The sequence below is a fragment of the Streptomyces sp. NPDC092296 genome, from assembly GCF_044755465.1.
Classification (GTDB): Bacteria; Actinomycetota; Actinomycetes; order Streptomycetales; family Streptomycetaceae; genus Peterkaempfera.
The window spans coordinates 15,601-37,074 of record NZ_JBIVRB010000003.1; the positions used below are offsets into that span (position 1 = coordinate 15,601).

General features: G+C 70.6%; 17 protein-coding genes and 1 CRISPR repeat array. Of the genes, 11 read left to right on the forward strand and 6 right to left on the reverse strand.

Annotation, left to right across the window (positions count from 1 at the left end; all coding sequences use genetic code 11):
* Positions 1 to 7: 7 nt before the first annotated feature.
* The 5 genes from ACIQGZ_RS10585 to ACIQGZ_RS10605 all read right to left on the reverse strand — a co-directional run bounded on the left by ACIQGZ_RS10585 (position 8) and on the right by ACIQGZ_RS10605 (position 6,934).
* Positions 8 to 1,150 carry a pyridoxal-phosphate-dependent aminotransferase family protein gene (locus tag ACIQGZ_RS10585; protein ID WP_402600781.1) on the reverse strand — a complete coding sequence of 381 codons (1,143 nt, stop codon included), beginning with the start codon at positions 1,148 to 1,150 and terminating at the stop codon, positions 8 to 10.
* Complete coding sequence (locus ACIQGZ_RS10590) at positions 1,147 to 2,019, reverse strand: hypothetical protein (RefSeq protein ID WP_402600783.1); 873 nt, start codon at positions 2,017 to 2,019, stop codon at positions 1,147 to 1,149. Before ACIQGZ_RS10590 ends, ACIQGZ_RS10585 begins: the two co-directional genes overlap by 4 nt.
* Positions 2,016 to 4,949: an amino acid adenylation domain-containing protein gene (locus ACIQGZ_RS10595; RefSeq protein ID WP_402600785.1), complete on the reverse strand. Its 2,934-nt coding sequence runs from the start codon at positions 4,947 to 4,949 to the stop codon at positions 2,016 to 2,018. Before ACIQGZ_RS10595 ends, ACIQGZ_RS10590 begins: the two co-directional genes overlap by 4 nt.
* A 102-nt stretch (positions 4,950 to 5,051) precedes the next feature.
* The gene (gene sbnA / locus ACIQGZ_RS10600) at positions 5,052 to 6,026 is read right to left on the reverse strand and encodes a 2,3-diaminopropionate biosynthesis protein SbnA (RefSeq protein WP_402600786.1); all 975 of its coding nucleotides are present in this window, start codon (positions 6,024 to 6,026) and stop codon (positions 5,052 to 5,054) included.
* A gap of 47 nt (positions 6,027 to 6,073) precedes the next feature.
* Positions 6,074 to 6,934, reverse strand: coding sequence for an isocitrate lyase/phosphoenolpyruvate mutase family protein (locus tag ACIQGZ_RS10605; protein WP_402600788.1), 861 nt, complete (start codon positions 6,932 to 6,934; stop codon positions 6,074 to 6,076).
* Between the two features lie 188 nt (positions 6,935 to 7,122).
* Between ACIQGZ_RS10605 and ACIQGZ_RS10610 the strand changes: the two genes are divergently transcribed.
* From ACIQGZ_RS10610 to ACIQGZ_RS10655, 10 genes are all read left to right on the forward strand, one after another.
* Entirely contained in the window at positions 7,123 to 8,109 is a 987-nt protein-coding gene (locus ACIQGZ_RS10610; protein WP_402600790.1) for a TauD/TfdA family dioxygenase, read from the forward strand.
* Between the two features lie 89 nt (positions 8,110 to 8,198).
* Positions 8,199 to 8,867 carry an MSMEG_1061 family FMN-dependent PPOX-type flavoprotein gene (locus tag ACIQGZ_RS10615; RefSeq protein ID WP_402600791.1) on the forward strand — a complete coding sequence of 223 codons (669 nt, stop codon included), beginning with the start codon at positions 8,199 to 8,201 and terminating at the stop codon, positions 8,865 to 8,867.
* A 79-nt stretch (positions 8,868 to 8,946) separates the two neighbouring features.
* Positions 8,947 to 9,897 carry an ABC transporter ATP-binding protein gene (locus ACIQGZ_RS10620; RefSeq protein ID WP_402600792.1) on the forward strand — a complete coding sequence of 317 codons (951 nt, stop codon included), beginning with the start codon at positions 8,947 to 8,949 and terminating at the stop codon, positions 9,895 to 9,897.
* A 36-nt stretch (positions 9,898 to 9,933) separates the two neighbouring features.
* Positions 9,934 to 10,713, forward strand: a complete 780-nt coding sequence (locus ACIQGZ_RS10625) for an ABC transporter permease (protein ID WP_402600794.1) — start codon at positions 9,934 to 9,936, stop codon at positions 10,711 to 10,713.
* Between the two features lie 57 nt (positions 10,714 to 10,770).
* Entirely contained in the window at positions 10,771 to 11,589 is an 819-nt protein-coding gene (locus ACIQGZ_RS10630) for an ABC transporter permease (RefSeq protein ID WP_402600796.1), read from the forward strand.
* A 59-nt stretch (positions 11,590 to 11,648) separates the two neighbouring features.
* On the forward strand, positions 11,649 to 13,043 hold the full coding sequence (locus ACIQGZ_RS10635; RefSeq protein ID WP_402600797.1) for a condensation domain-containing protein: 1,395 nt from the start codon (positions 11,649 to 11,651) through the stop codon (positions 13,041 to 13,043).
* A 403-nt stretch (positions 13,044 to 13,446) separates the two neighbouring features.
* Entirely contained in the window at positions 13,447 to 13,911 is a 465-nt protein-coding gene (locus ACIQGZ_RS10640) for a hypothetical protein (protein WP_402600798.1), read from the forward strand.
* A 703-nt stretch (positions 13,912 to 14,614) separates the two neighbouring features.
* On the forward strand, positions 14,615 to 15,739 hold the full coding sequence (locus ACIQGZ_RS10645) for a methyltransferase domain-containing protein (RefSeq protein ID WP_402600800.1): 1,125 nt from the start codon (positions 14,615 to 14,617) through the stop codon (positions 15,737 to 15,739).
* An 803-nt stretch (positions 15,740 to 16,542) separates the two neighbouring features.
* A CRISPR array of direct repeats spans positions 16,543 to 17,299; the repeat unit is 29 nt; unit sequence ATGCTCCCCGCGCCTGCGGGGATGGCCCC.
* Positions 17,300 to 17,501: 202 nt separating this feature from the next.
* On the forward strand, positions 17,502 to 18,041 hold the full coding sequence (locus ACIQGZ_RS10650; protein WP_402600801.1) for an AAA family ATPase: 540 nt from the start codon (positions 17,502 to 17,504) through the stop codon (positions 18,039 to 18,041).
* Positions 18,042 to 18,201: 160 nt separating this feature from the next.
* On the forward strand, positions 18,202 to 18,660 hold the full coding sequence (locus ACIQGZ_RS10655; RefSeq protein WP_402600803.1) for an NUDIX domain-containing protein: 459 nt from the start codon (positions 18,202 to 18,204) through the stop codon (positions 18,658 to 18,660).
* A 473-nt stretch (positions 18,661 to 19,133) separates the two neighbouring features.
* Here ACIQGZ_RS10655 and ACIQGZ_RS10660 read toward each other — a convergent pair whose 3' ends face one another.
* On the reverse strand, positions 19,134 to 19,604 hold the full coding sequence (locus ACIQGZ_RS10660; protein ID WP_402601430.1) for an NUDIX domain-containing protein: 471 nt from the start codon (positions 19,602 to 19,604) through the stop codon (positions 19,134 to 19,136).
* A gap of 1,425 nt (positions 19,605 to 21,029) precedes the next feature.
* Here ACIQGZ_RS10660 and ACIQGZ_RS10665 point away from each other — a divergent pair.
* Positions 21,030 to 21,473: a hypothetical protein gene (locus ACIQGZ_RS10665; protein ID WP_402600804.1), complete on the forward strand. Its 444-nt coding sequence runs from the start codon at positions 21,030 to 21,032 to the stop codon at positions 21,471 to 21,473.
* The last annotated feature ends 1 nt before the right edge of the window (position 21,474 follow it).

The following is a 21,474-nucleotide window of genomic DNA, read 5'->3' on the forward strand; positions in this document are numbered from 1 at the left end:
CGTCGCCTCACCTCTGGGTGTCTGGTGCGCCGAGCCGCGGGGGGTTCCCGGCGGCGTGCTCCCGGACGACCTCGTCGAAGGCCGTGAACAGGCCGTCGATGTCGTGGGAGGTCAACTGGCCCATGTTGGCCAGTCGGAACACCCCGGCGGACTTCTCCTGGGTGGCGTAGATGACGTATCCCCGCTGCTTGAGGCCGTCGTGGAGCTGGTCGTAGGTCAGGCCGCCGCCGAGGTGGGCGTTGGTGATGGAGTTCGCCCGGTGCTCCGGGGGGAGCAGCAGGTCGATGCCGCGCTCCCGCAGACCGGCCCGGATCTGGGCCGCCCGCGCCGCGTAGCGCTCGCCACGGGCGGCGACGCCTTCGGCCAGGGTCAGGTCCAGGGCGGTGTCCAGGGCCCGCAGGATCTGTAGCGCGGGGGTGAACTGCGGGGTGTGGTGCCGGACCTGTGCGCGGTAGTGGGCGAGCAGGTCGAGGTAGAAGGTGCGGCTCCGCACGCCGTCCAGTGCCTCGAAGCGGTCGGCGGGCGCGCAGACGAAGCTGATGCCGGGCAGCCCTTCGAGGCACTTGTTGGCCGTGCCGACGCACCAGTCGACGTGGTCCGCGACCACGTCGAGCCGCTCGGAGCCGAGGCTGCTGATCGCGTCGACGATCAGCGACCTGCCGTGGTCCGCCACCAGCCGGCCGAGGTCCCCGACCGGGTTGAGCATGCCGGTGCTGGTCTCGTGGTGCACGACGCCCACGTGGGTGAGGCCGGGGTCGGCGGCGAGGGCGGCGGCCACGGCGTCGAGGTCCACCGGGTTGGCCCAGCCGAACTCCAGCCGCTCGGTGCCGATGCCGTGGACGCGGGCGATCCGCAGCAGGCGTTCGCCGTAGTGGCCGTTGTCCAGGACGAGCAGCCTGCCGTCGTCGGGGACCACGGAGCTGATCACCGCTTCGAGGGCGGCGGTGCCCGAACCGGTCAGCAGGACGGTCTCATGGGACGGTCCGCCGCCGCACACCAGCGCCGCCTTCCGGGCGACCGAGACGAGCAGTTCCATCGCCTCGGGTTCGCGGTGGCACTCGTCGGGTGAGCCGAGGGCCGCGCGTACCTGGTCGTGGACGTTGACCGGTCCGGGGTTCAACAGGACGGTGCGCTCTGTCGGTCGGGTCATGTCGGGTCCTCCGTGGGCACCGGTGGGGGCACCGGTGGGGCGGCCTGGCGGGCTATCAGCGTGTACGGGACGTCCTTGGGCCACCGGCTCAGCGGGGCGAGGAGATGGCGCAGGTCGGCCGCCTTGCGGTCGCCCCGCGTGATGACGCACTCCGCCCCGTGGCGGGCGTGCTCGGCCAGGGCCTCGACCTTGCCCGCCATCGCGCCGGTGGCGTCCCAGGCGTCCGTGGCCCAGAACAGCGGCCGGGCGGCGGCGAGGTCGTCCGGGTCCAGCCGGCGCAGTACGGGACCGGTGGGGTCCTCGCCGGTGAGGATGCCCGGCACGTCGGTCAGCGCGACGACGCGGACCGGCGCCGGGCCGGCCGCCAGCGCGATGGCGGGTGCCTCGTCGCTGCTGAGGATGCGCAGGGTCCCCGCCGGGGTCACCACGCAGTCGCTGGACAGGACCGGCACCGCGTGCGCCGCCAGCAGGCGGCGCACCACCTCGACCTGGGCGGCCGTGGTGCCGTCGGGACGCTCGCTGATCATGGCGGTGGCCTGGAGCGGCACCGCCCGGACGCCTCGGGCCCGCAGCCTGGCGGTCCACTCCCAGCGCATGGTGAACGCCGGCTCGGCCAGCGCCACCGCCGCGTAGGGGTCGTCCCGGTCGCGCTTGATCCGGAGCCCGACCGGGTGGCAGAGCGCGCCGCCGCCGGTGACCAGGACCAGCCGCCCGGGGAAGCGCCCGGCCAGGTCCGCCACCAGGTCGGCGAAGTCGTCGAAGGCGGCGAAGTCGGTCTCCCCGGTCACCTTCTTGTCGGAGAGCAGGCTGCCGCCGATCTTGAGCACCAGGAGCCGGGGCGCCGCAGCGGCGGTGGGGGCCGTGGTCACCGCAGCGGCACATTCGAGACCGTGCCCGCCCGATGGCGGCCGGAGTCGAACAGGCGCTGGAAGAAGCCCTCCTCCCAGCGGGCGGTCTGCCCGTCGAGGGTGCCGTACTCCTCCAGGTAGCCGGTGTCCGCCGGGCGGACCGCGTCGAGCACCCGGGCGGGCACCGACCGGGGGTAGAGCAGGGTGGTGAAGTGCAGCGCGTAGTAGACGATCGACTCGGCGCCGTACTCCCGCACGCGCCCCAGGAACCGCTCCCACTGGGCGTCGTCGAAGGCGGCGGCCACCAGGCTCAGGTCGAGGAACTTGCTGAGCTGGAGGTCCTGCTTGTCCTCCACGAAGTGCAGGCTGGTCGCCTCCTTGTGCAGGTGCGAGCAGAGGTCGAGCAGCCGGTCGTCCGGCGCCGGGACCCAGGCCCGGGTCCCGCAGAGCACGGTGGGGACCACGCGGTCCAGCAGTTCGGCGGCGTCGGCCGAGACCCCGGACTTCTTCTGGAAGATGTCATGGCAGATGTCGACGTTGAAGTCGGTCACGTCGGGGCGGCCGGCGGCCCTGCGGTACGGGAGCTGGTTGCTGAGGTTCATCCGCCAGAACAGCTGCGTCTCGCGGCTGTACGGCTCGATGCGCTCGCCGTCGTCGGCGAGGCTGCCCTGCACGTACCCCAGGCGGGTGAGCACCTCGTGCGCGGCGGGCGCGTCGGCGCGGGCGAGCAGCACATCCAGGTCGGCGATCCGGCGCAGCGCCGGGTCGTGGTACTCGCCCTCGCCCAGCGAGAAGCCCTTGCGCACGGCGAACCGCAGCCCGGCGGCGCGCAGTTCGTCGAAGACCCGGCCGAACTCGTCGGACAGGGCCTGGTTGCGTACCCGGTTGCCCAGGTACGCGCTGACGAACACCCAGGGGTAGGGGAAGCCGGCCGTGTCCCCCTGCTTGCGGTCCAGCCGGTAGCGGTCCACGTGCCTGCCGATCAGCGGCAGCACCTTGTGCCGGGCGGCGGCCTCCAGCAGGTCGCCCCAGGACAGGTCGGGCAGGCTCGCCAGCCGACGCACCTCCGCCGTCCGCCGGGCGGAGAGGCGGGGGCGGGCCAGTTCCAGCAGGAGGCGGAAGTGCGGGGGCAGGTCGTCGATGGCCGAGGTGTCGGCCGTGGTCTGTGAAGGCATAGTCGAACCCTTGCCGGGAGTGTCCGCTGTTGGGGTGGCGCGCCCGTCGCCGGGCCGGCTCTCACGCCCTGGGGGAGTGGTGTCCCGCAGGGCCCTGTGGTCGATCTTTCCGTTGCGGGTCAGCGGCATCGCGTCCAGTCGGACCAGCCGCTGCGGCACCATGGCCCGGGGCAGCGCATCGGCCAGGGCGGCCCGCAGCTCGTCGGTGTCGACCGGGCGGCGCAGCGTGACGTACGCGGCCAGCTCGGGGCGCCCGTCGACGTCGAGGACGGTGACGGCGCACTGGTCGACGGCGGGGTGGCGGCCGAGTACGACCTCGATCTCGTCCAGCTCCATCCGTGTCCCGGCGACCTTCACCTGGCGGTCGACCCGGCCCAGGTAGTGGACGCTGCCGCGCTCGAAGCGGGCGAGGTCGCCGGTGCGGTAGAGGCGGCCGGTCGGGGAGTCCGGGTCGAGCACGTCGGGGTGGAAGGCGGCGCGGCTGTTGTCCGGGTCGTTGACGTATCCGCGTCCCACGACCAGGCCGCCGACGAACAGCTCGCCGGCCTCGCCGGGCTCCGCGGCCCGCCACCGGGCGCCGTCCTCGGTGCGGACCAGCAGGTAGAGGGCGGCGTTGGCGATGGGGGCGCCGACGGGAAGCCGGCCGAGGCCGAGGTCGGCGCGGGTCACCTCGTGGTGGGTGACGTCGTCGGAGCACTCCGTCGGCCCGTAGGCGTTCAGCAGCCGGGCGTGCGGGGCGGCGTCCAGCATCCGGCCGGCGAGGTCCGGGTGCAGCTCCTCACCGGTGGAGATCAGCCAGCGCAGGCCGGGCAGGACCGGGGTGCTCCTGCGCTCGGCCTCGCCCGCGAACCAGCCGACGACGGTGGGGACGGCTTCGACGACGGTGACGGCCGACCGTTCGAGGAAGCGTACGAGCCGGCGCGGGAAGGACAGCTCGTCCTGCCGGACGACCACCACGGTGCCGCCGACCAGCAGCGGGGCCAGCATCTGCCAGATCGAGATGTCGAACACCAGGGGAGCGGTGAACGCCAGCCGGTCGGTGGCGGTGAGCGACAGGTCGCGGACCTTGGCCCAGAGGTGGTTCATCATTCCCCGGTGCTCGACGGCGGCGCCCTTGGGGCGGCCGGTCGTCCCGGAGGTGAAGATGCAGTACCGCGTCTCCAGCGACCGGTCCCGTTCGGCGGCGGTCGGCGGGGTGCCGTCCGGGGCGGCGGCCGGGTCGGCGGGCGGGTCGGCGGGCGGGGCGGTGAGGGTGGGGAGGCCGGCCTCCGTGGCCGCGCGGACCGGCTCCGAGCCGCGCGACCGGTCCGGCCCGTAGTGCAGGAGCCGTCCGGCGCCGCCCCGGCGCAGCACGTCCGCGACCCGCCCGGTGGGCCAGTCCGGGTCGACGGGCAGGTAGACGGCGCCCAGCCGCTCCAGCGCCAGGAACACGGCGACGCTGTCGGCGCAGCGGTCGCCCACCGCCGCGACCACCTCACCGCTGCGGCAGCCGGCGGCTTCGAGCGCTGCGGCGATCCGCACCACCCTGGCCAGCAGGTCCCGGTAGGTCAGCGCCGTGTCGCCGTCCACGACGGCGGGCTGCTCCGGAGCGCGGGCCGCCGCCTGCTCGACCCGGGTCAGGACGCCGTGGCCGGTCTCCGTGCTCAGCCGGTGTCCGAGCGAGAGCGCCCGCGCGCGTTCGACCGCGCCCTCGGCCAGCGGCAGCGGCGACAGTTCGGTGCTGGGGTTCACGGTGCTGGGGTTCACGGTGCTGGGGTTCACGGTGCTGGGGTTCACGAGGCGGCCGCCCCCTGGTGGCGGTGCGGGTCGCGGAAGGACCCGGGTACGGGGACGGCGTCGCCCGGGACGGCGGAGAAGTCGGGGGGTCCGGCTGGTTGCTCACCCATGGTCGGTTCCGTGCTCCCTCTCGATGTCGCCGTAGTTGTCCAGCACCCACGCGTCGTCGTAGACCGTTTCGAGGTAGCGCTCTCCCAGGTCGGGGGCGATGGCGGCAGTGGTCAGGGACCGCTCCGGGTCGTGCCTGACGAGCCAGTCGGCCGCTCCGCTGACGACGGTTCCGGTGGAGCCGCCCAGCAGGAATCCGTGCCGCGCCAGCTTTCGGCACATGCGGACCGCGTCCCGCTCGTCCACCCGGACCACGCCGTCCACCAGGCCGGGGGCGATCAGCGGCATGGGCTCGCTCGCGCCCAGGCCGGGGATGTGGCGCGGTCCCGGCGGCATGTCGAAGTTGACCGATCCGACGCTGTCCACGGCGATGATCCGCACCCCGAGGTGGTTCTCGCGGAAGTACCGGGCGCAGCCGGAGAGCGTGCCGCCGGTGCCGGCCCCCACGAACAGCACGTCGAGTCCGGGGAACTGCTTGGCGATCAGCGGTGCGGTGGTCTCGTAGTGCGCCAGCCAGTTCGCCGGGTTCTCGTACTGGTTGAGCCAGACGTGGTCCGGGTTGCGGTCGCACAGCTCGGTGACCCGGGCCTTGCGGGCGGCGAGGTAGCTTCCGCTGGGGTCCGGCCGGTCCACCACGACCACGGTGGTGCCCAGCCGGCGCATCAGCCTGACCGTCGCGGGGTTGCACTTCGGGTCGGTCACGCAGACGAAGCGGAGCGATCTGGCGGCGGCGACCACGCTGAGGGCGACGCCGAGGTTGCCCGAGGAGGACTCCACGAGCGTGGAGTCGGCTCCGATGCGGCCCAGCCGTATCCCGGAGACCACCATGGACGTCGCCGCCCGCAGTTTCACCGAGCCCGCGAAGTTGAATCCCTCGCACTTGAGATGGAGGTTGACGCCGAGCGTCCGCCGGAGGTCGATGTAGACATCGCTGTCCAGAGCCTCGTCGGCCGCAGAGATGATTGCCACGTGTCCGTTCCGCTCCCGTCGGCCCGACGCCGGGACGCCGCCGCCCGTCAGACGTCGAGCTTCTGCCAGGTCTCCAGGCTCTGCAGGCGGAAGACGTCCTGGACGGACGCGATGGAGTCCTCGACCGCCATGGAGTCGCCGTTCTCGTAGACGGAGCGGTAGGTGTCGCGCAGCGCCCGCACGGTCGCCCGCAGGCCCTGGTTGGCGTAGATCACCACGGAGACGCCGGCCTGCTTGATCTCGTCGATGTGCCAGTCCGGGTAGGTGGTCGGCACGATGACCACCGGGACGCGGAAGTCCCAGCCCTGAAGGAAGGAAGCGATCTGTTCGCGGCTCTTGGCCTTGGAGTGGACGAGCACCGCGTCCGCGCCGGAGTCCGCGTAGATCCGGCAGCGCTCCAGGGCGACGTCGACGGTGAGGCCGCTGATCAGCGCCTCGGTACGGGCGATGACGTACATCTCCCCGGTGGACTGCGCCTGCTTGGCGACCGCGATCCGGGCGGCGAACTCCTGCTCGCCGAGCAGGGTCTGGGCGCCCGCGACGAAGCTGTTCATCTTGGGGAACAGCTTGTCCTCGACGCAGATCGCGGTGATGCCCGCCGCCTCGAACTCGTGGACCATGTGCGCGATGTTGAGCTTGCCGCCGTACCCGGTGTCGCAGTCGGCCACCACCGGGATGCGCAGCGCCTTCTGGATGTTGGCGGCGGCCTCCAGGTACTCGGTCATGCTCAGGATGCTGGCGTCCGGGAGGCCGCGTGACGCGGAGACCTCAAGGCTCGACGACCACACGGCCTGGAATCCGGCCTCCTCGGCCAGCAGCCCGCCGAGGGCGTGGTTGGCGCCCGCCACGCGGACGATCTCGTTCTCGGCCAGGACGGAGCGGAAAGACGGATAACTCAGTCGTTGCACGTCCAACTCCTCACATACGTCGCCCTGGGGTGATCGTTGTGCAGCCCCGGTCTCGGCGACCTGCGGCAAGAAGCTAGTAAGCGCCTGGCAAGTATGTCAAGTAGTCAGTCAATTCGTTGACAGAATCATGCAAGCATCGATACCGTCCAACGGTTCGACCAGCACTCAGGAGAGGAAATGACCAGAGAATGAGCATCGCTCCGGCACTCTCGCGCCCGCGTACTCTGCTGGCTCCTGACGAGGCGTTTCACACGTTCTCCAGCCAGGCGGGCGGCGAGGTGGCCGCCTATGTCAAGGAACTCGGCAATTCCTCGCCGGCCGCGCGGGTCGACAGTCTCGACGTCGACCTTTCCGGCTGCCCGACCTTCACGGCGGAGGTCGAAGCGAGCCGCGCCGTCATCGACTCGACGGCGCACTTCATCGTCTACGACCGGATCAGCGGTCTGGATTCCCTGCGCGACCAGGCCCTGTACGCCTGGCTGCTGGGCGCCGCGCTGGGTCGGCCGATGGTCCAGAACACCGACGGCTGGCGGCTGATCGAGGTGTACGACCGCGGCGACCACCGCACCATCGCTGAGGGCGCCCGGTACCACCAGACCAAGCAGGGCTCCTACATGCACAACGACGCGGTGAACGACGTCGACCCGATCGACTACCTGCTGCTCTCCTGCGGCCAGGCCGCCCACCTCGGCGGCGAGAGCATCCTGGTGGACATCAAGACGGTGCACGACGTCCTGACCGGCCACCCCGACGTCCTGGAGGTCCTCACCGGCGACTTCTGGTTCGAGAAACGGGGCATGTCGCGGTCGGCGGAGCCCGAGTTCTTCCGCTCGCCGGTCATCAGGTACTCGGCCGACGGGGAGCCGCTGGTCCGCTACTTCCGCACCTACATCGAGGTCGCGCACGAGAAGCTCGGGGAGCCGCTCACCGAGCGGCAGCGGCGGGCCCTGGACTTCTTCGACGCGGTCCACGACCAGTCCTCGGTGCAGTACCGGGTCCTGCTCGGGCAGGGACAGACCCTGGTCTCCGCCGACGACCGCTTTCTGCACACCAGGACCGCCTTCGTGGACCGCCACCAGCCGCGTGAGATCGACATCGCGGTGGACCGGCCCGAGGACGTCAACCGCTGCATGTACCGCATCTGGTCGAGCAAGCAGCCGGCCGCCGCCGGCTGAGCCGCACCCCGCCGCGCCCGGCACGCCCCGGCGCGGCCCCCACCATCGGACGACCGCCGCGAGCGGTCCGCAACGGAAGCCGGACAGGTATGCGGAGGGACGGCACGCACCCGGACTGGACCGAGGTGACGACCGCCGAGGAGCTGGAGCGGCTGGTCGGAGTGCCGAGCCGGATCGTGTTCGACAAGTCGGCCGCCACCTTCGGTGAGCTGCACCGCAGCTGGCTGCGGCACTCCCCCTTCTGCCTGATCGCGACCTCGGGAGCGGACGGCGGGTGCGACGTCACGCCCAGGGGCGACCCGCCCGGCTTCGCCCTCGTCCTGGACGACTCCACCCTCGCCATCCCGGACCGCCCCGGCAACCGCCGGGCCGACAGCTGGCGCAATGTGCTGGCCAACCCCCACGTCGGGATGCTGTTCGTGATCCCGGGCCGCGGCGACACCCTGCGGGTCAACGGATCGGCCCGGCTGGTCAGCGAGGCGCCCTTCTTCGACCGGATGGTGGTCCGAGGGCACCGCCCCGCGCTCGCGCTCGTCGTGGAGGCCGAGGAGATCTACTTCCACTGCTCCAAGTCCTTCCTGCGCGCCCACTTCTGGCAGCCCGACAGCTGGCGGCCGGACGCCGTGCCCTCCCGGGCGCGGATCGCGCAGGCCACCGAGTGGACCCAGGCGTCACTCGACGAACTGGAACGCCGCTACGGCCCGGAGTACGACAACCTGCTGTACGGCTCCTCCCGGCAGCCCCGACCACCGCGGTGAGCGGTGCACCCCCCGGCACTCCCTTGTGCTCCCACCGCCACCGTCCACGAGCCGGTGCACGAATCGAGAGGCAGACGGTATGACAGTCGACGGCACCGAGGTGCTCATCGAGGCCAGGGGGCTGCGGAAGGTCTACGGCAAGTCCGGCAGCGGCTTCACCGCAGTGGACGGGATCGACTTCGACGTACGCCGCGGTGAGTCCTTCGGTCTGCTCGGCGCGAACGGCGCGGGCAAGTCGTCGACGATGCGGATGATCGCCTGCGTCTCCCCGTCCAGCGGGGGAAGCCTGCGGATTCTCGGGCGCGACGCCGGGAGCGACGGCTCACGGATACGTGCCCGCCTGGGCGTCGTCCCGCAGGACGACACCGTCGACACCGAGCTGACGGTGCGGGAGAACCTGCTCATCTACGGCCGCTACTTCGGGCTGCCGCGCGCGGAGATCCGCGAACGCAGCGACCGGCTGCTGGAGTTCGCCCGGCTCACCGAGAAGGCGGACGAGTCGGTCGGCGCGCTCTCCGGCGGGATGCGCCGCCGCCTGACCATCGCCCGGTCGCTGATCAACGAGCCCGAGATCGTACTGCTGGACGAGCCCACCACCGGGCTGGACCCCCAGGCGCGCCACCTGCTGTGGGAACGCCTCTTCCAGCTGAAGCGGGACGGGGTGACGCTGCTGCTGACGACCCACTACATGGACGAGGCGGAGCAGCTCTGCGACCGGCTGGTGGTGATGGACGCCGGGCGGATCGTCGCGGAGGGCACCCCGGCCGGGCTGATCCGGCACTACGTCACCCGCGAGGTGCTGGAGCTGCGCTTCGACCCCGCCGAGCGGCAGACCCTGACCGAGAAGGCCCGCGGCCTGGTCGACCGGGTCGAGGAACTCGCCGACCGGCTGCTGCTCTACACCGACGACGGCGAGGAGACCCTGGCCGCCGTGCACGGACGCGGGATCAGGCCGCTGACCGCCCTGGTGCGCCGGTCCAGCCTGGAGGACGTCTTCCTCACCCTCACCGGTCGCTCGCTGATCGACTGACGCCCGCCACGGACCCCCGACGAAGGACTCCGCCTGATGTCCACACCGGCCCCCGCGCTCCGCGAGCTCGGCTACTGGCTCCACCGCTACCGCCGCACCTGGCGCGGCACCGTCGTCCTCAGCATCGCCAACCCGCTGCTCTTCCTGACCGCCATCGGCGCGGGCCTCGGCCGGCTGGTCGACCAGAACAGCAGCGCCTACCTCAGCGGCCGGCCCTACCTGGACTTCATCATGCCCGGACTGCTCGCCGCCGCCGCGATGCAGACCGGCTACACCGAGGCGGCCGGGCCGGTGCTCCAGTCCACCCGCACCCGGGGCAACTACCGGGCCGCAGCGGCGACCCCCCTGCGGCCCGTCGACATCCTGCACGGCCACCTGCTGTTCATCGTGGTGCGGCTCGCCCTCAACGCCGTGGCCTTCACCCTCATCGGCGCCCTGTTCGGCGCGGTGAGCCCGCTGCGGGCCCTGGCACTGGTCCCGGCCGCCGTGCTGGTCGGCTGCGCCTTCGCCGCCCCGGCCGCGGCCTGGGCGGTCACCGTGAGCCGCCCCGCCCACCTGAACGCGGTCTTCCGCTTCGTCGTCATGCCGCTGTACATGTTCTCCGGGACCTTCTTCCCGATCACCCAGCTCCCTGGGTGGTTGCAGTCGGTGGCCCGGTTCACCCCGCTGTGGCACGGCGTACAGCTCTGCCGCACGCTCGCGCTCGGCACCGCCGCACTGCCCGGCACGCTGGTCCACCTCGGCTACCTCGCGGCCATGGTGGCCGCCGGGCTGCTGCTGGGCCGCCGCAGCTACCGGCGGCAGCTCCACCCCTGAACCCGCAGCGCCGCACAGGGCAGCACCCCCGCACCCCCGGAAAGGCAGGACCCCCTCATGACGGCCGTATCCGGCCCGGACACCCTGGCGCCCGCCCACCGGCGGGACCGGGCCGGCGGGCGCGCCCGCACCATGGTCGAACGCAATGTGATGATCTACCGGCACACCTGGCTGCTGCTGCTCGCCGAGATCCTCGAACCCGTGCTCTACCTGCTCTCCTTCGGCGTCGGGATCGGCACCCTGGTCGGCCACGTCCCGGGGCTGGGCAGCGGATCGGTCCGGTACCCGGAGTTCGTCGCCCCCGCGCTGCTGGCGACCGCCGCGATGAACGGCTCGATGAACGAGACGACCTTCAACATGTTCGGCAAGTTGAAGACCGACCGCACTTACGAGTCGATCCTCACCACGCCGATGACCGTCCGCGACGTCGCCCTCGGCGAGGTCGCCTGGGCCCTGCTGCGCGGCACCCTGGTCACGGTCGGATTCCTGGTCGTGGTCACCCTGTTCGGTATGGTGCACACGCCGTGGGCGCTGCTGGTGCTGCCCGGCGCCCTGCTCATCGGGTTCGCCTTCGCCTCGGCCGGCCTGCTGGTCGTCACCTGGCTGCGCAGTTGGCAGGACTTCCAGCTGATCCAGCTGGTGATGCTCCCGATGTTCCTCTTCGCGACCACGTTCTACCCGCTCGGCGTCTACCCGCGCCCGCTGCAACTCCTCGTCGAGTGCCTTCCGCTCTACCAGAGCATCGAACTGGTACGCCAACCCTTCCTGGGGACCGTGGGACCGCAACTGCTGGTCCCCGCCTGCTACCTGGCCGTTCTCGGCACCCTCGCCCTGACGGTCGCCGTCGGACGGCTGGACCGCACCCTGCGGACCTGAGACCGCGAGGCCGCCCCCGGCCGGGGCCCACCCGAAACCGCGAGAGGACTGAAGCCCGGATGAACCCCCGCCAAGACGTGCCGGTGCCGTTCCGGACCGGCCAGGAGAAGAACGGCCCGCTGACCTGGGGCCAGATCGCCATCTGGGACGTACTCCAGTGGCTCCCCGCCGACGACTCCTCACTCAACGCGCTGGGCAGCTGCCCGGTGCCGGCCGGCCGGACCGTCGACCAGGTCAGGGAGGCACTGCGCGTCCTGGTCGAACGGCACGACTCGCTGCGCACGCTCTACCGGGAGACCGACGGCCGCCCCGTCCAGCGGGTGCTGGCCTCGGGCGAGCTGGAGGTCGGCCTGTACGAGGCCGAGGACCGCGCCGCCCTGGACGTCCGGACGGCGGAGCTCGGCGAGGCCCTGCGCAGCAGGCCCTTCGACAGCGCGGTGGACCTGCCGCTGCGCGCCGCCGTCCTCAGCTGCGCCGGGCAGCCGGTCGCCGTGCTGCTCGCGGTCAGCCACATGGCACTCGACGGGTGGAGCTTCAGGATCGTCCGGGACGATCTGGAGGCCCTGCTCACGGCGGGCGCGGACACGGTCCTGCCACCGCCCGGCCAGCAGCCGCTGGAGCGCGCAGCGTACGAGGCCTCCGAGCGCGGCCGGAACCGCGAGGCCAAGGCCCTGGACTACTGGGCGCGCGGCGTACGCGACATCCCCGCCTCCATGCTCGAAAGCGTGCGCGGGACGGACGCCCCCGACTTCACCTGGGCCCGCATCGAGTCCCCCGCCCTGGCGCTGGCGGTGCGGTCCCTCGCCGCCCGCAACGGCCTGGCCCCCGCCGTCGTGCTGCTCGCGGCGGCGGGGCTGCTGCTCTCGGCCTACAAGGACGAGGACGAGGCCGCCCTGCGCACCATCGTCTCGACCCGGTTCCGCCCCGAGAGCCGGACGCTGGTCGGCGCGTTCAACCAGAACGCCCTCTTCCGGGTCGACATCGCGGACGAGCCCTTCGGGCAGTTCCTCCGGCGGGCGGCGAACGCCGCGTTCCAGTCGTACTCGTACTGCGAGTACCACCCCAGGAAGCTGGAGTCGATGGTCGCGGAGATCGCCGAGCAGCGCGGCATCACCCCGGACGGGTACTGCTTCTTCAACGACGCCCGGTTCACCCTCGGCGAGCAGTCGGCCGCGCCCGACCCGGGCGCCGCCGTGGCGATGGCGGAGGGCATCGCGAAGGCACTGCCCGAGACCAGGCTCGGACCGCTGGAAGGGAACCAGACGCCGAAGGGCGCCAACTTCTTCCTCTTCCTGCACGACCTCACGGACCGGGCCGTCCTCACCCTCTGCGCCGACCGGCGCTTCCTGGCTCCGCGCGGCTCCGCCGACTTCCTGGGGGACCTGGAGCGGCTGACCACCCGGGCGGCCGTCGAGGAGGTGTCCGTACGCAAGCTCCGCACCGACTTCCGCTGACCACCCGAGCGGCCCCACCGGACCGGGCCTTCTGTGTGCCAGGGGCTCGGTGGCCGATGGCGTAGCCGTCCCGCCGGCCGCCCGCGAGCAGCCGATCCGTCCATCGGGGTCGGTTGGTTCCCGCCGTCTTGTGTTCTGCTGTGCCGTAGGTATCGTTATGACGCCTCGTCATATCGACTGTCCAACTGCCGGCACAACGACCCGTTCGACCGCGTGGCAGCCCGTGCAGGGTACGGAGGCCCGTCCCCGGACGGTTCCCGGCATACGGATGCACCCATCACAGCAACCTTCCAGCGCGCCGCGCCATCGGACGCGATGGGACCCGGCTGTGCACCGATGCGGGGACGGGCCGAACACGACGCGGCAGGCGGGAAGGCCACCCCACCACCGGAAGGCAATCCGCATGAAGCCCAGCACCCTGGGAACGGGTACGGCAGGCGCGGCGGCCCTCGCCGTGGGCGCGCTGCTCATAGCCCCGACCGCCTCGGCCGTCACCCCCACCACCGCCACTGTCCAGGCCAACTGCGGCGACTTCGGCTCCGGTGAAATCCGCCTCGAAGCCACGCAGAACGGCACGGCGGCGACCATCACCTTCTCCACATCCGTGGTGTGGTCGCCCCTCGCCATCCCGGCGAACTCGGTGACTACGTCCCTGACGCTGTCCAACGCGAACGGCGCGGACGTGACCTTCACCGGGAAGTCCAACCCGGCGCTGAAGCTCGGGGACGGCCTGAACTCCGGCCCGCTGGTCGGCACGGTCGCCCCAGGCGACGCCCTCAAGGCCAAGTCCGTCACGATCACCTATCTGCAGTTCAGGGCGGAATGCACGGCCACCTCGGCCCAGAACCCGGGCCCCTTCACCTTCTGACGGGCCAGGCGGTCCAGCCGCCCCTGCCCTTCCTCTGGCGCTGCTGAGTCCGTGTACCCGGGGGCGCACGGACCGGCGGTGCCCCGTCGCGCGCTCACGGCTGTGGAAGCGGCGGAACCCGCACAGTCGCTGACCGGCGGCGCGGCAGCAGCGGGCGCGCCGGCCGTGTACGAAAGAGATGTGCAGCGGACAGCCTTGCGCCGTCCCTACCCCGCCCCGGGCAGCACGCGCCACCGACTCGGCGCAAGTGACGAAAAAGACCTGCCGGCCCGAAGAAAGCCGCAGGCCAAGAAGCACCCTCCCCGCCCCTGCGGGGATGGCCGCCAACCAACGAATCCGCCAGGCCTGTTTGTTCGTCGGGTCGCTGCCCGGACGCGTCGCCGCGTACAAAGCTCACTGCTCTCGGATACCGCCTGTTCGCCGCTGAGATCCACGCCGGTTCGGACGCCTCCCGCATCGACTTCCGTACCGACTACGACAGCCTGACCTTCAGGACCTGCCCCGTCCCCGGCACCATCGCCGCCGGGGTCCGCAAACTCCTGGACGGCCTCGGTCTCCATTACGCCGCACTCGACTTCATCGTTGACCAGGAAGCGCGCTGGCACCTGCTCGATGTCAACCCGAACGGGCAGTGGGCATTCATCCCCGAACTGCGCGAACCCATCACCCAAGCCCTGGCCGACCTGCTGGAAGGGACCACCACGTGACCACGGAGACCGCATCCGCAGAGCGGTTGCGCCGCCGCCTGGCGAACCAACTCGCGGCCGAGGGGGCCCTCGGCCCCGCGTGGTACTCGGCGTTCGCCGCGGTGCCGCGTGAGATCTTCGTTCCCGAGTTCACGGTGCGCACCCCGGAGGGCAAGCAGAGCTACGGCCAGAGCGACCCCGCGTGGCTGGACGCCGTCTACACGGACACCTCGCTGCTCACGCAGTTCGACGCCACGGGCATCGCCACCAGCTCATCGACCGCGCCGTCCGTGATGGCCCGGATGCTCGAAGCCCTCAGCGTCCGCGACGGCAGCAGCATCCTTGAGGTGGGCACGGGCACGGGCTACAACGCGGCACTCCTCACCCACCGGCTCGGCGGCGATCACGTCGTCTCGATCGATGTCGATCCGGGCCTCGTCGGCGTGGCCGGCTCCCGGCTGCGGCAGGCCGGATACGCCCCGACCCTGGTCGTCGGTGACGGCATGCGGGGCTGCCCCCAGTACGGGCCGTACGACCGCCTCTTGGCCACTTGCGGCGTCGGACGCGTCCCCGGACCGTGGCGGTACCAGGTCCGCCCCGGCGGGGTCATCGTCGCCACGGTGGGATGCGGTGTCGCCCGCCTGGTCGTGGGGGACGACCGCAGTGCGTCGGGTGGGTTCCTCCCTCACCTTGCCTGGTTCATGACCTCCCGCCCGACCCCGGGGGCGCTGCGTACGCCCGCCGGGCAGTTCGCGGCCGCCCTCACCTCCGTTCCGGGCCGCACCCGCACCATCCGCCCGCCGGCGGGCCTCGCCGCCGACGGTCCCCTGTTCCTCGCCTGCCTCGCACAGCCCGATGTCGAGGAGGTCACACTCGCCGGTCCCCACGACCGGCCCGTCCGCTACCTCGTCCACCAGCCCACCGCGTCATGGGCGCGCTTCACCTCCCGCCCGGACGGAACCGTCCAACTGGACCACGAGGGACCGCGCGACCTGTGGGCCGAACGCGAACCCCTCCTCGCCGCCTGGGTCGAGTACGGCCGGCCCGGCCCCAGCCGCTTCGGCCTGAACATCGACCCGGACGGGGCACACACCCTGTGGCTCGATGCCCCCACGGGCCCCAAGTGGACCCTGACTGACTGAAGTTGGTGCGCGGGCCGCTGAGCGGCGCTGCCCTGCCGGCCAGCCGAAGGAAAGGCGGCCCATGCCCAAGTCCGAGCCCGTCGGGCGGCAGCGTTCCGCAGCGCTGGTGCGGGACTACCCGCCTACGAAGGGTCGCACTTCGATGCCGTGGCGGTGGGCTCATAAGCCGCGCGGCCCTCCCGAAGCCCTTGTGCGACCCGGCTCGGGTCTGCTGCAACCGCAGCAGACGTAGGACTGCCCGCCCCGTGGTCGTCGGCTACGTCGAGCGGGTGAGTGGCCCGCCGTACTCCCGCGTTGCTTGCCCCGACTGCGCGGTGCAGAACGGCCACGGTCCGACCGCCCACCCGCCGTACACCCCCACTGATCGGCCCGCAGACGAATACGCCTCGCTCGGCCAAGTGCCGGGCAGGGCCTGGTCTTTGACTCCTAAGTGGGCTGACCAGGGCAAACTCAGAACGGTAAGTAAAGGATCGTTCGCGCCTGCGGAGATGGTCCCGGCTGGCCTGGCAAGGCGACGTCAGACGCGTGTCTGCGGTCATGGGTTCGGGCGGGGCGGCTGTACGGGTCGGGGTTTGGGGTGGTGTCGGGTAGTGCTGAACTGGTTGGCCCCGATGGTTGCTGACGAACAGTGGCCAGCAGCGTGCGGGGCCGGTGCCAACTCCCGACTCCGGTACGGACGAGATACGAGGGCGATAGCCTGGCACCGTACCTGCTCAGACTCGGGTGATATACGTCGTATGTCCGACTCGGCGCAAGTGAAGAAAAAGGCATGCTGCCCCAGAGAAAGCCTTAGGTCAAGGAGCATGCTCCCCGCGCCTGCGGGGATGGCCCCGCGCTGGGGGCCGGGTACACCCAGGAGCAGATATGCTCCCCGCGCCTGCGGGGATGGCCCCGCGAGGAAGCCATGACCGCCGAGGCGCCAGCAATGCTCCCCGCGCCTGCGGGGATGGCCCCCCGGCCGTTCCCCTCGCGCTACCCGACGTAGATGCTCCCCGCGCCTGCGGGGATGGCCCCGTGTGCGTCGCGATACGGCGCTGGGCAGAGAAATGCTCCCCGCGCCTGCGGGGATGGCCCCCTGGCCAGTCGGTGCCACGTGCCGGCACTGCCATGCTCCCCGCGCCTGCGGGGATGGCCCCCACGCGGCGCGGCCCTCGGCGGTGCGGTCTCCATGCTCCCCGCGCCTGCGGGGATGGCCCCACCATCCTCGCCACCCACCGAATCGAGCCGCCATGCTCCCCGCGCCTGCGGGGATGGCCCCGCGGCTGTGTTTCATGGTGCCTCTCTCTGGGGATGCTCCCCGCACCTCCGGGGATGGCCCCGACTACCGGGGCCTCGTCCGTGAGGTGACGCTATGCTCCCCGCGCCTCCGGGGATGGCCCCCGCCCGTGCGGCCACCACCGAAGCGCGGGATGTTCCCCGCGCCTCCGGGGATGGCCCCAGGGCGGGGTTGCGCAGGACAGCGAGGGCGGGATGTTCCCCGCGCCTGCGGGGATGGCCCCCGTCTCCGCGACCTGCGGGCGGACGCGATTGAATGCTCCCCGCGCCTGCAGGGATGGGTTTCGGTGGGGTGGCTGTGTGTGGTGGCCGTACGGTTGTTGATCTCGTGGGTGTGGCGGGCTGCTTCAGGTAGCCGTTGACGGGTGGGGCGAGTAGGGCGAGGCTGCTGCGCGTCCGGCCGACGCGCTTGATACTCCGGCGGTAGATCGTGATCTCGCGTGAATATCGGTCGCCCGGGGCGGTTGCGAGCTGGCACGCTGCTTCTGTGGACCGTGCGGAGGTGTTGCTCATCGGGGGACGTTCCGGTGTCGGTAAGTCGACGGTGGCCTGGGAGGTTTCGGCGCGTCTGTGTGACACGGCGATCCCTCACGCGATCATCGAGGGCGACTTCATGGGACAGGTGCATCCGGCGCCGGAGGGGGACCCGGATCGCTCGCAGATCACCGAGCGCAACCTCGCGGCGGTGTGGGCGAACTACACCCGGCTCGGCTACCGGCGCCTTGTCTATACGAACACCGTGAGTGTGCTGCCCGAGGCGGCGGCCATGTTCGAGCGCGCCATGGGGGCGGACCTGCGGATCGTCCGGGTGCTGCTCACCGCCTCCGATGCCACCGCCAGAGAGCGTCTGGCGGGCCGTGAGCTCGGGTCGGGGTTGGAGCAGGAGGTGCGGAACAGCTTCCGCAAGGCCCGGCTGCTGCAGGAGCGGGCACCGGCGGACACCGTGCGCGTGGCCACCGACGGCAGAGCCGTCGTGGACATCGCCCGCGAGGTGGTCGCCGCCACGGGCTGGGTCCCCGGCGGGTGACCACGGCTCACGGGCAGGCCCACCGCGTCGCGGACGGGCTGGACCCCGCTCGATCGGACGCCGACCGAGCGAGATCGGTCGGTTTGAACCGTTGCTGACGATACGTCATCGTTGCGACTACGACACCGCGCGGTGTGGTTCGCTTCGAAAGAGAGACGTCGTGAACAAGCTGATCGCAAGGCTGTGGAAGGTCATTCGCGGCCCCATGCAGTGGCGAATCCTGTGGCTGGCCCACGCGAAATTCATGGTCGGCGTCACCGGAGTGGTACGCGATGATCAGGGGCGCGTACTGCTTCTGCGCCACCGCATGTGGCCCGAGGGGAAGCAATGGGGACTGCCCACCGGATACGCCATCAAGGGCGAGGACTTCGGCGCGACCGTGGTCCGGGAGGTGCGCGAGGAGACCGGGCTTGAAGTCAAGCCCGGTCTCCTCGTTCACCTCAAGAGTGGATACCGACTCCGCGTCGAGGTCGCCTACGAAGCCCTGCTGGTCGGCGGCACGATGAAAATCGACTCGTTCGAGATCCTGGAGGCGCAGTGGTTCTCGCTCGAAGATTTGCCCGACGGCATGCAGGAGTCGCACCGCCTGTTGGCCCTGGGCCACGACCCGAACGGCTGACCCGGCCCGTCGGTACACCCCGGCTATTTGACCCGAACGAGCAGGACCGGGGCTCCCCGCGCCTGCGGGGATGGTCCCCGGGCCGGCGGCCCGTTTCGGTGATGCGGGGGATGGTCCCCGGTAGTGGGAGGCGCCAGGCGGTTGGGCGTCCTTGCTCTACGCGTCTGGGGGATGGGGGACGGGGGTCTTACGCCAGCCGCTGCTCCGGCGGCGGCTGCGGGGGTGGTCCCGGCTGACCCGGTAAGGCGACGTGGGACGCGCTGTGTTCCCCACGAATGTGTGATGGGATTTGGTCGGGTGGCTGTGTGGTGGCCGTACGGTTGCTGATCTCGTAGGTGTGACGGGCCGCTTGGGTAGCCGTTGACGGTTGGGCGACCCCAGAACCCCGTACCTGTCACACCGTCAGAATGGGGCGGACGCGTTCCTCCTTGCATGGCAAGCGGGTTATCCGTAGCGCGCCGAGCGCTATTAACTCAGCAGAGGCGCGCTGCGGGGTCGGCTTTGAATCCGTGATCGAGTCGAAGTCGGGTTGTAGGGGATATTTTGAGGGAGCCTAGTTCGTCAGGTGAAATCCATCGAACCTCAAGGGACTCGGAGCTGGCGCGCAGCATCCCGCCGACAGGGTTGGCCCGGCAGCAAAGTGAAAACTCCTGGCGCACCTCTCCGTCTGAAAATTCTATAACGTGTGCAGGGTCACTGTAGACGCCGACAAGGCCCGTTACCTCGACCTCTATCCCAGTCTCTTCCAGTACCTCCCTGGTGACAGCGCCTGCGATATTCTCACCGATCTCCACGACCCCACCCGGCATTCCCCAAAGGCCATTGTCGGAGCGCCTTTCAAGTAGAAGGTCGCCATGGCTGCTGAGGATGAAGGCAGTCACTGCGGGAACGATCCGCTGTGCTGTGGGTGCGTCGGGGGCGTTGAAGTAGTCCTTACGGCTCATTCTGCTTCTCCTAGAGGGGCAGCGGTTGACCAAACCTTCTCGAAGCTGTTCTTCTTCGTGCCCCCTCCGGGCGACTTCCGGACTTTCCGGATCTCCCAATAGCATGCGGACTCGAACTCCGGATTTGGCCCGCTCGGTGAGGATTCGATGCCAGCGGGGATTCTCGGCCAGGTGAACTCCGGCATGTACGAGAACTCCGATCTCGTTGGTTGCCCTTTCTGCAAAGCTGAGCCACAGCTCGGGGGGAACCGAGGATCGATGTGGATAAACCTTGACGATCTCGGCCGCCGCCGCATCCGTGCGCTGGCCATCCGGTATCGCTTCCGGCCAGATGTAGTGCTCATCCAGGCGCAGTAAAGCTGCTGCGGCCTGGCGATAGCGGCGGTAGGGCAAGCGATCTTGTCCAATCCAGCGCTCCACCGTCTTGGGATCGACGCCGAGGTGACCGGCCAAGTCTCCCTCGGTCAATCCGTTGCTGACCAGTGCGGAACGCAAACGCTCGTTCGCCACGTCACTCCCGTGGGACGTCTTGGGACGGCTTTTGGATTTTTGATGCTAGTGGAGACGTCCCGAGACATCCAACACGAGCCTGGCCGTGTCCCTCGTATTTCCGACACCCTAATGACCTCCGGTACAGCGCGGAAAGGATAGCGATCATGAATTGCAGCGAAGCTGACGGGACCCTGCGTCGCATCCTGCCCCGTGTCGACCAGGCGCATGCTGCTGCCCCGGCCGACACCACAGCCCACCCGATCCCGGAGGTAGGCGCCCTGGTGCTGGACACCGGGGCTGACAAGGTAGGTGAGTACCGGAGTGCTGGTGCCCGTGGGTGGCTGCTGCGCCCGCCCGGCGGCGGTTCCTGGTGGTATGCGGACCCCGGTGATGTGCGGCCTGCCGGAGTGATGGAGCGGCTGCGGGCAGGCGCTGCCATGGCCAACGAGCGGAGCCGGCAAGACCGGGAGCGGTCGTGGTGACCCCGCGCCCGCTACCGGTTCGTGGACCAGGCCGTAACGCCCGAAACCACCCCGGACGCGCCGCCGACGTGGCACCGGTTCCGCTGCCTAGGCGAGGACGAAGCAGGGAGGAGCACCGCTACATGGCGTCTCCTGAACCGGGATCGAGCATTGGCTGACAGGCCGTCACCACAGACCCCCGCTCCGAGGTGATCGGGAACCGCCTCGGAGCGGGTCGCACCGCGCACAACCGGCTGGCGACCAGCGGCCGGAACAGTGACACCGAGAGCTGGAGGTACCCCTATGGGTCAGCAAGGCGACCGGATCTTCGCCGTCACGGCGGAGCGTGGGTTCCCGGGACCCGTGGCTGAGCTTCGGCGACAGCCTGTGCAACGAGTCGGCGTTGTCCACCGAACTCAAGCGCGCCATCGGGACCGCGCGTAAGGAGGACACGGAAGGCAACCTGTTCGCTGTGGACACGGCGTTCACCGCGAAGAAGGCGAACCTGAAGCACTCGGCGCGGCTGCTGTCGCAGGTCCTCACCGACTACGACGCGTCGGGCGAATGGGAGCGCCTGGACGAGAAGGCCGTACGGCTGGACATCGAGGACGTGGCGGAGAACTGGTCGCGGGTCGTGGCCCTCCACCCCTACCCCATCGTGGTCGAGTCGCTGAAGTTCAACTGGCGCTACATGAAGACGCACGGTGTGCGCGGCTTCTACGAGATGACGACGGGGTATGTCGCTGCTCTGATCGCCAACACCGGGCGCTGGGAGACCGCTTGGCACGGAGAGCGTGAGACCGGTGTCATCGACCGGTTGACCACGATCGAATGCGACCTGGCGTCGATCGAAGCGCCGATGCACTGCGACACCTGCAAGAAGACCATCACGGCTGTCCTGTACCTGGACGAGTAGG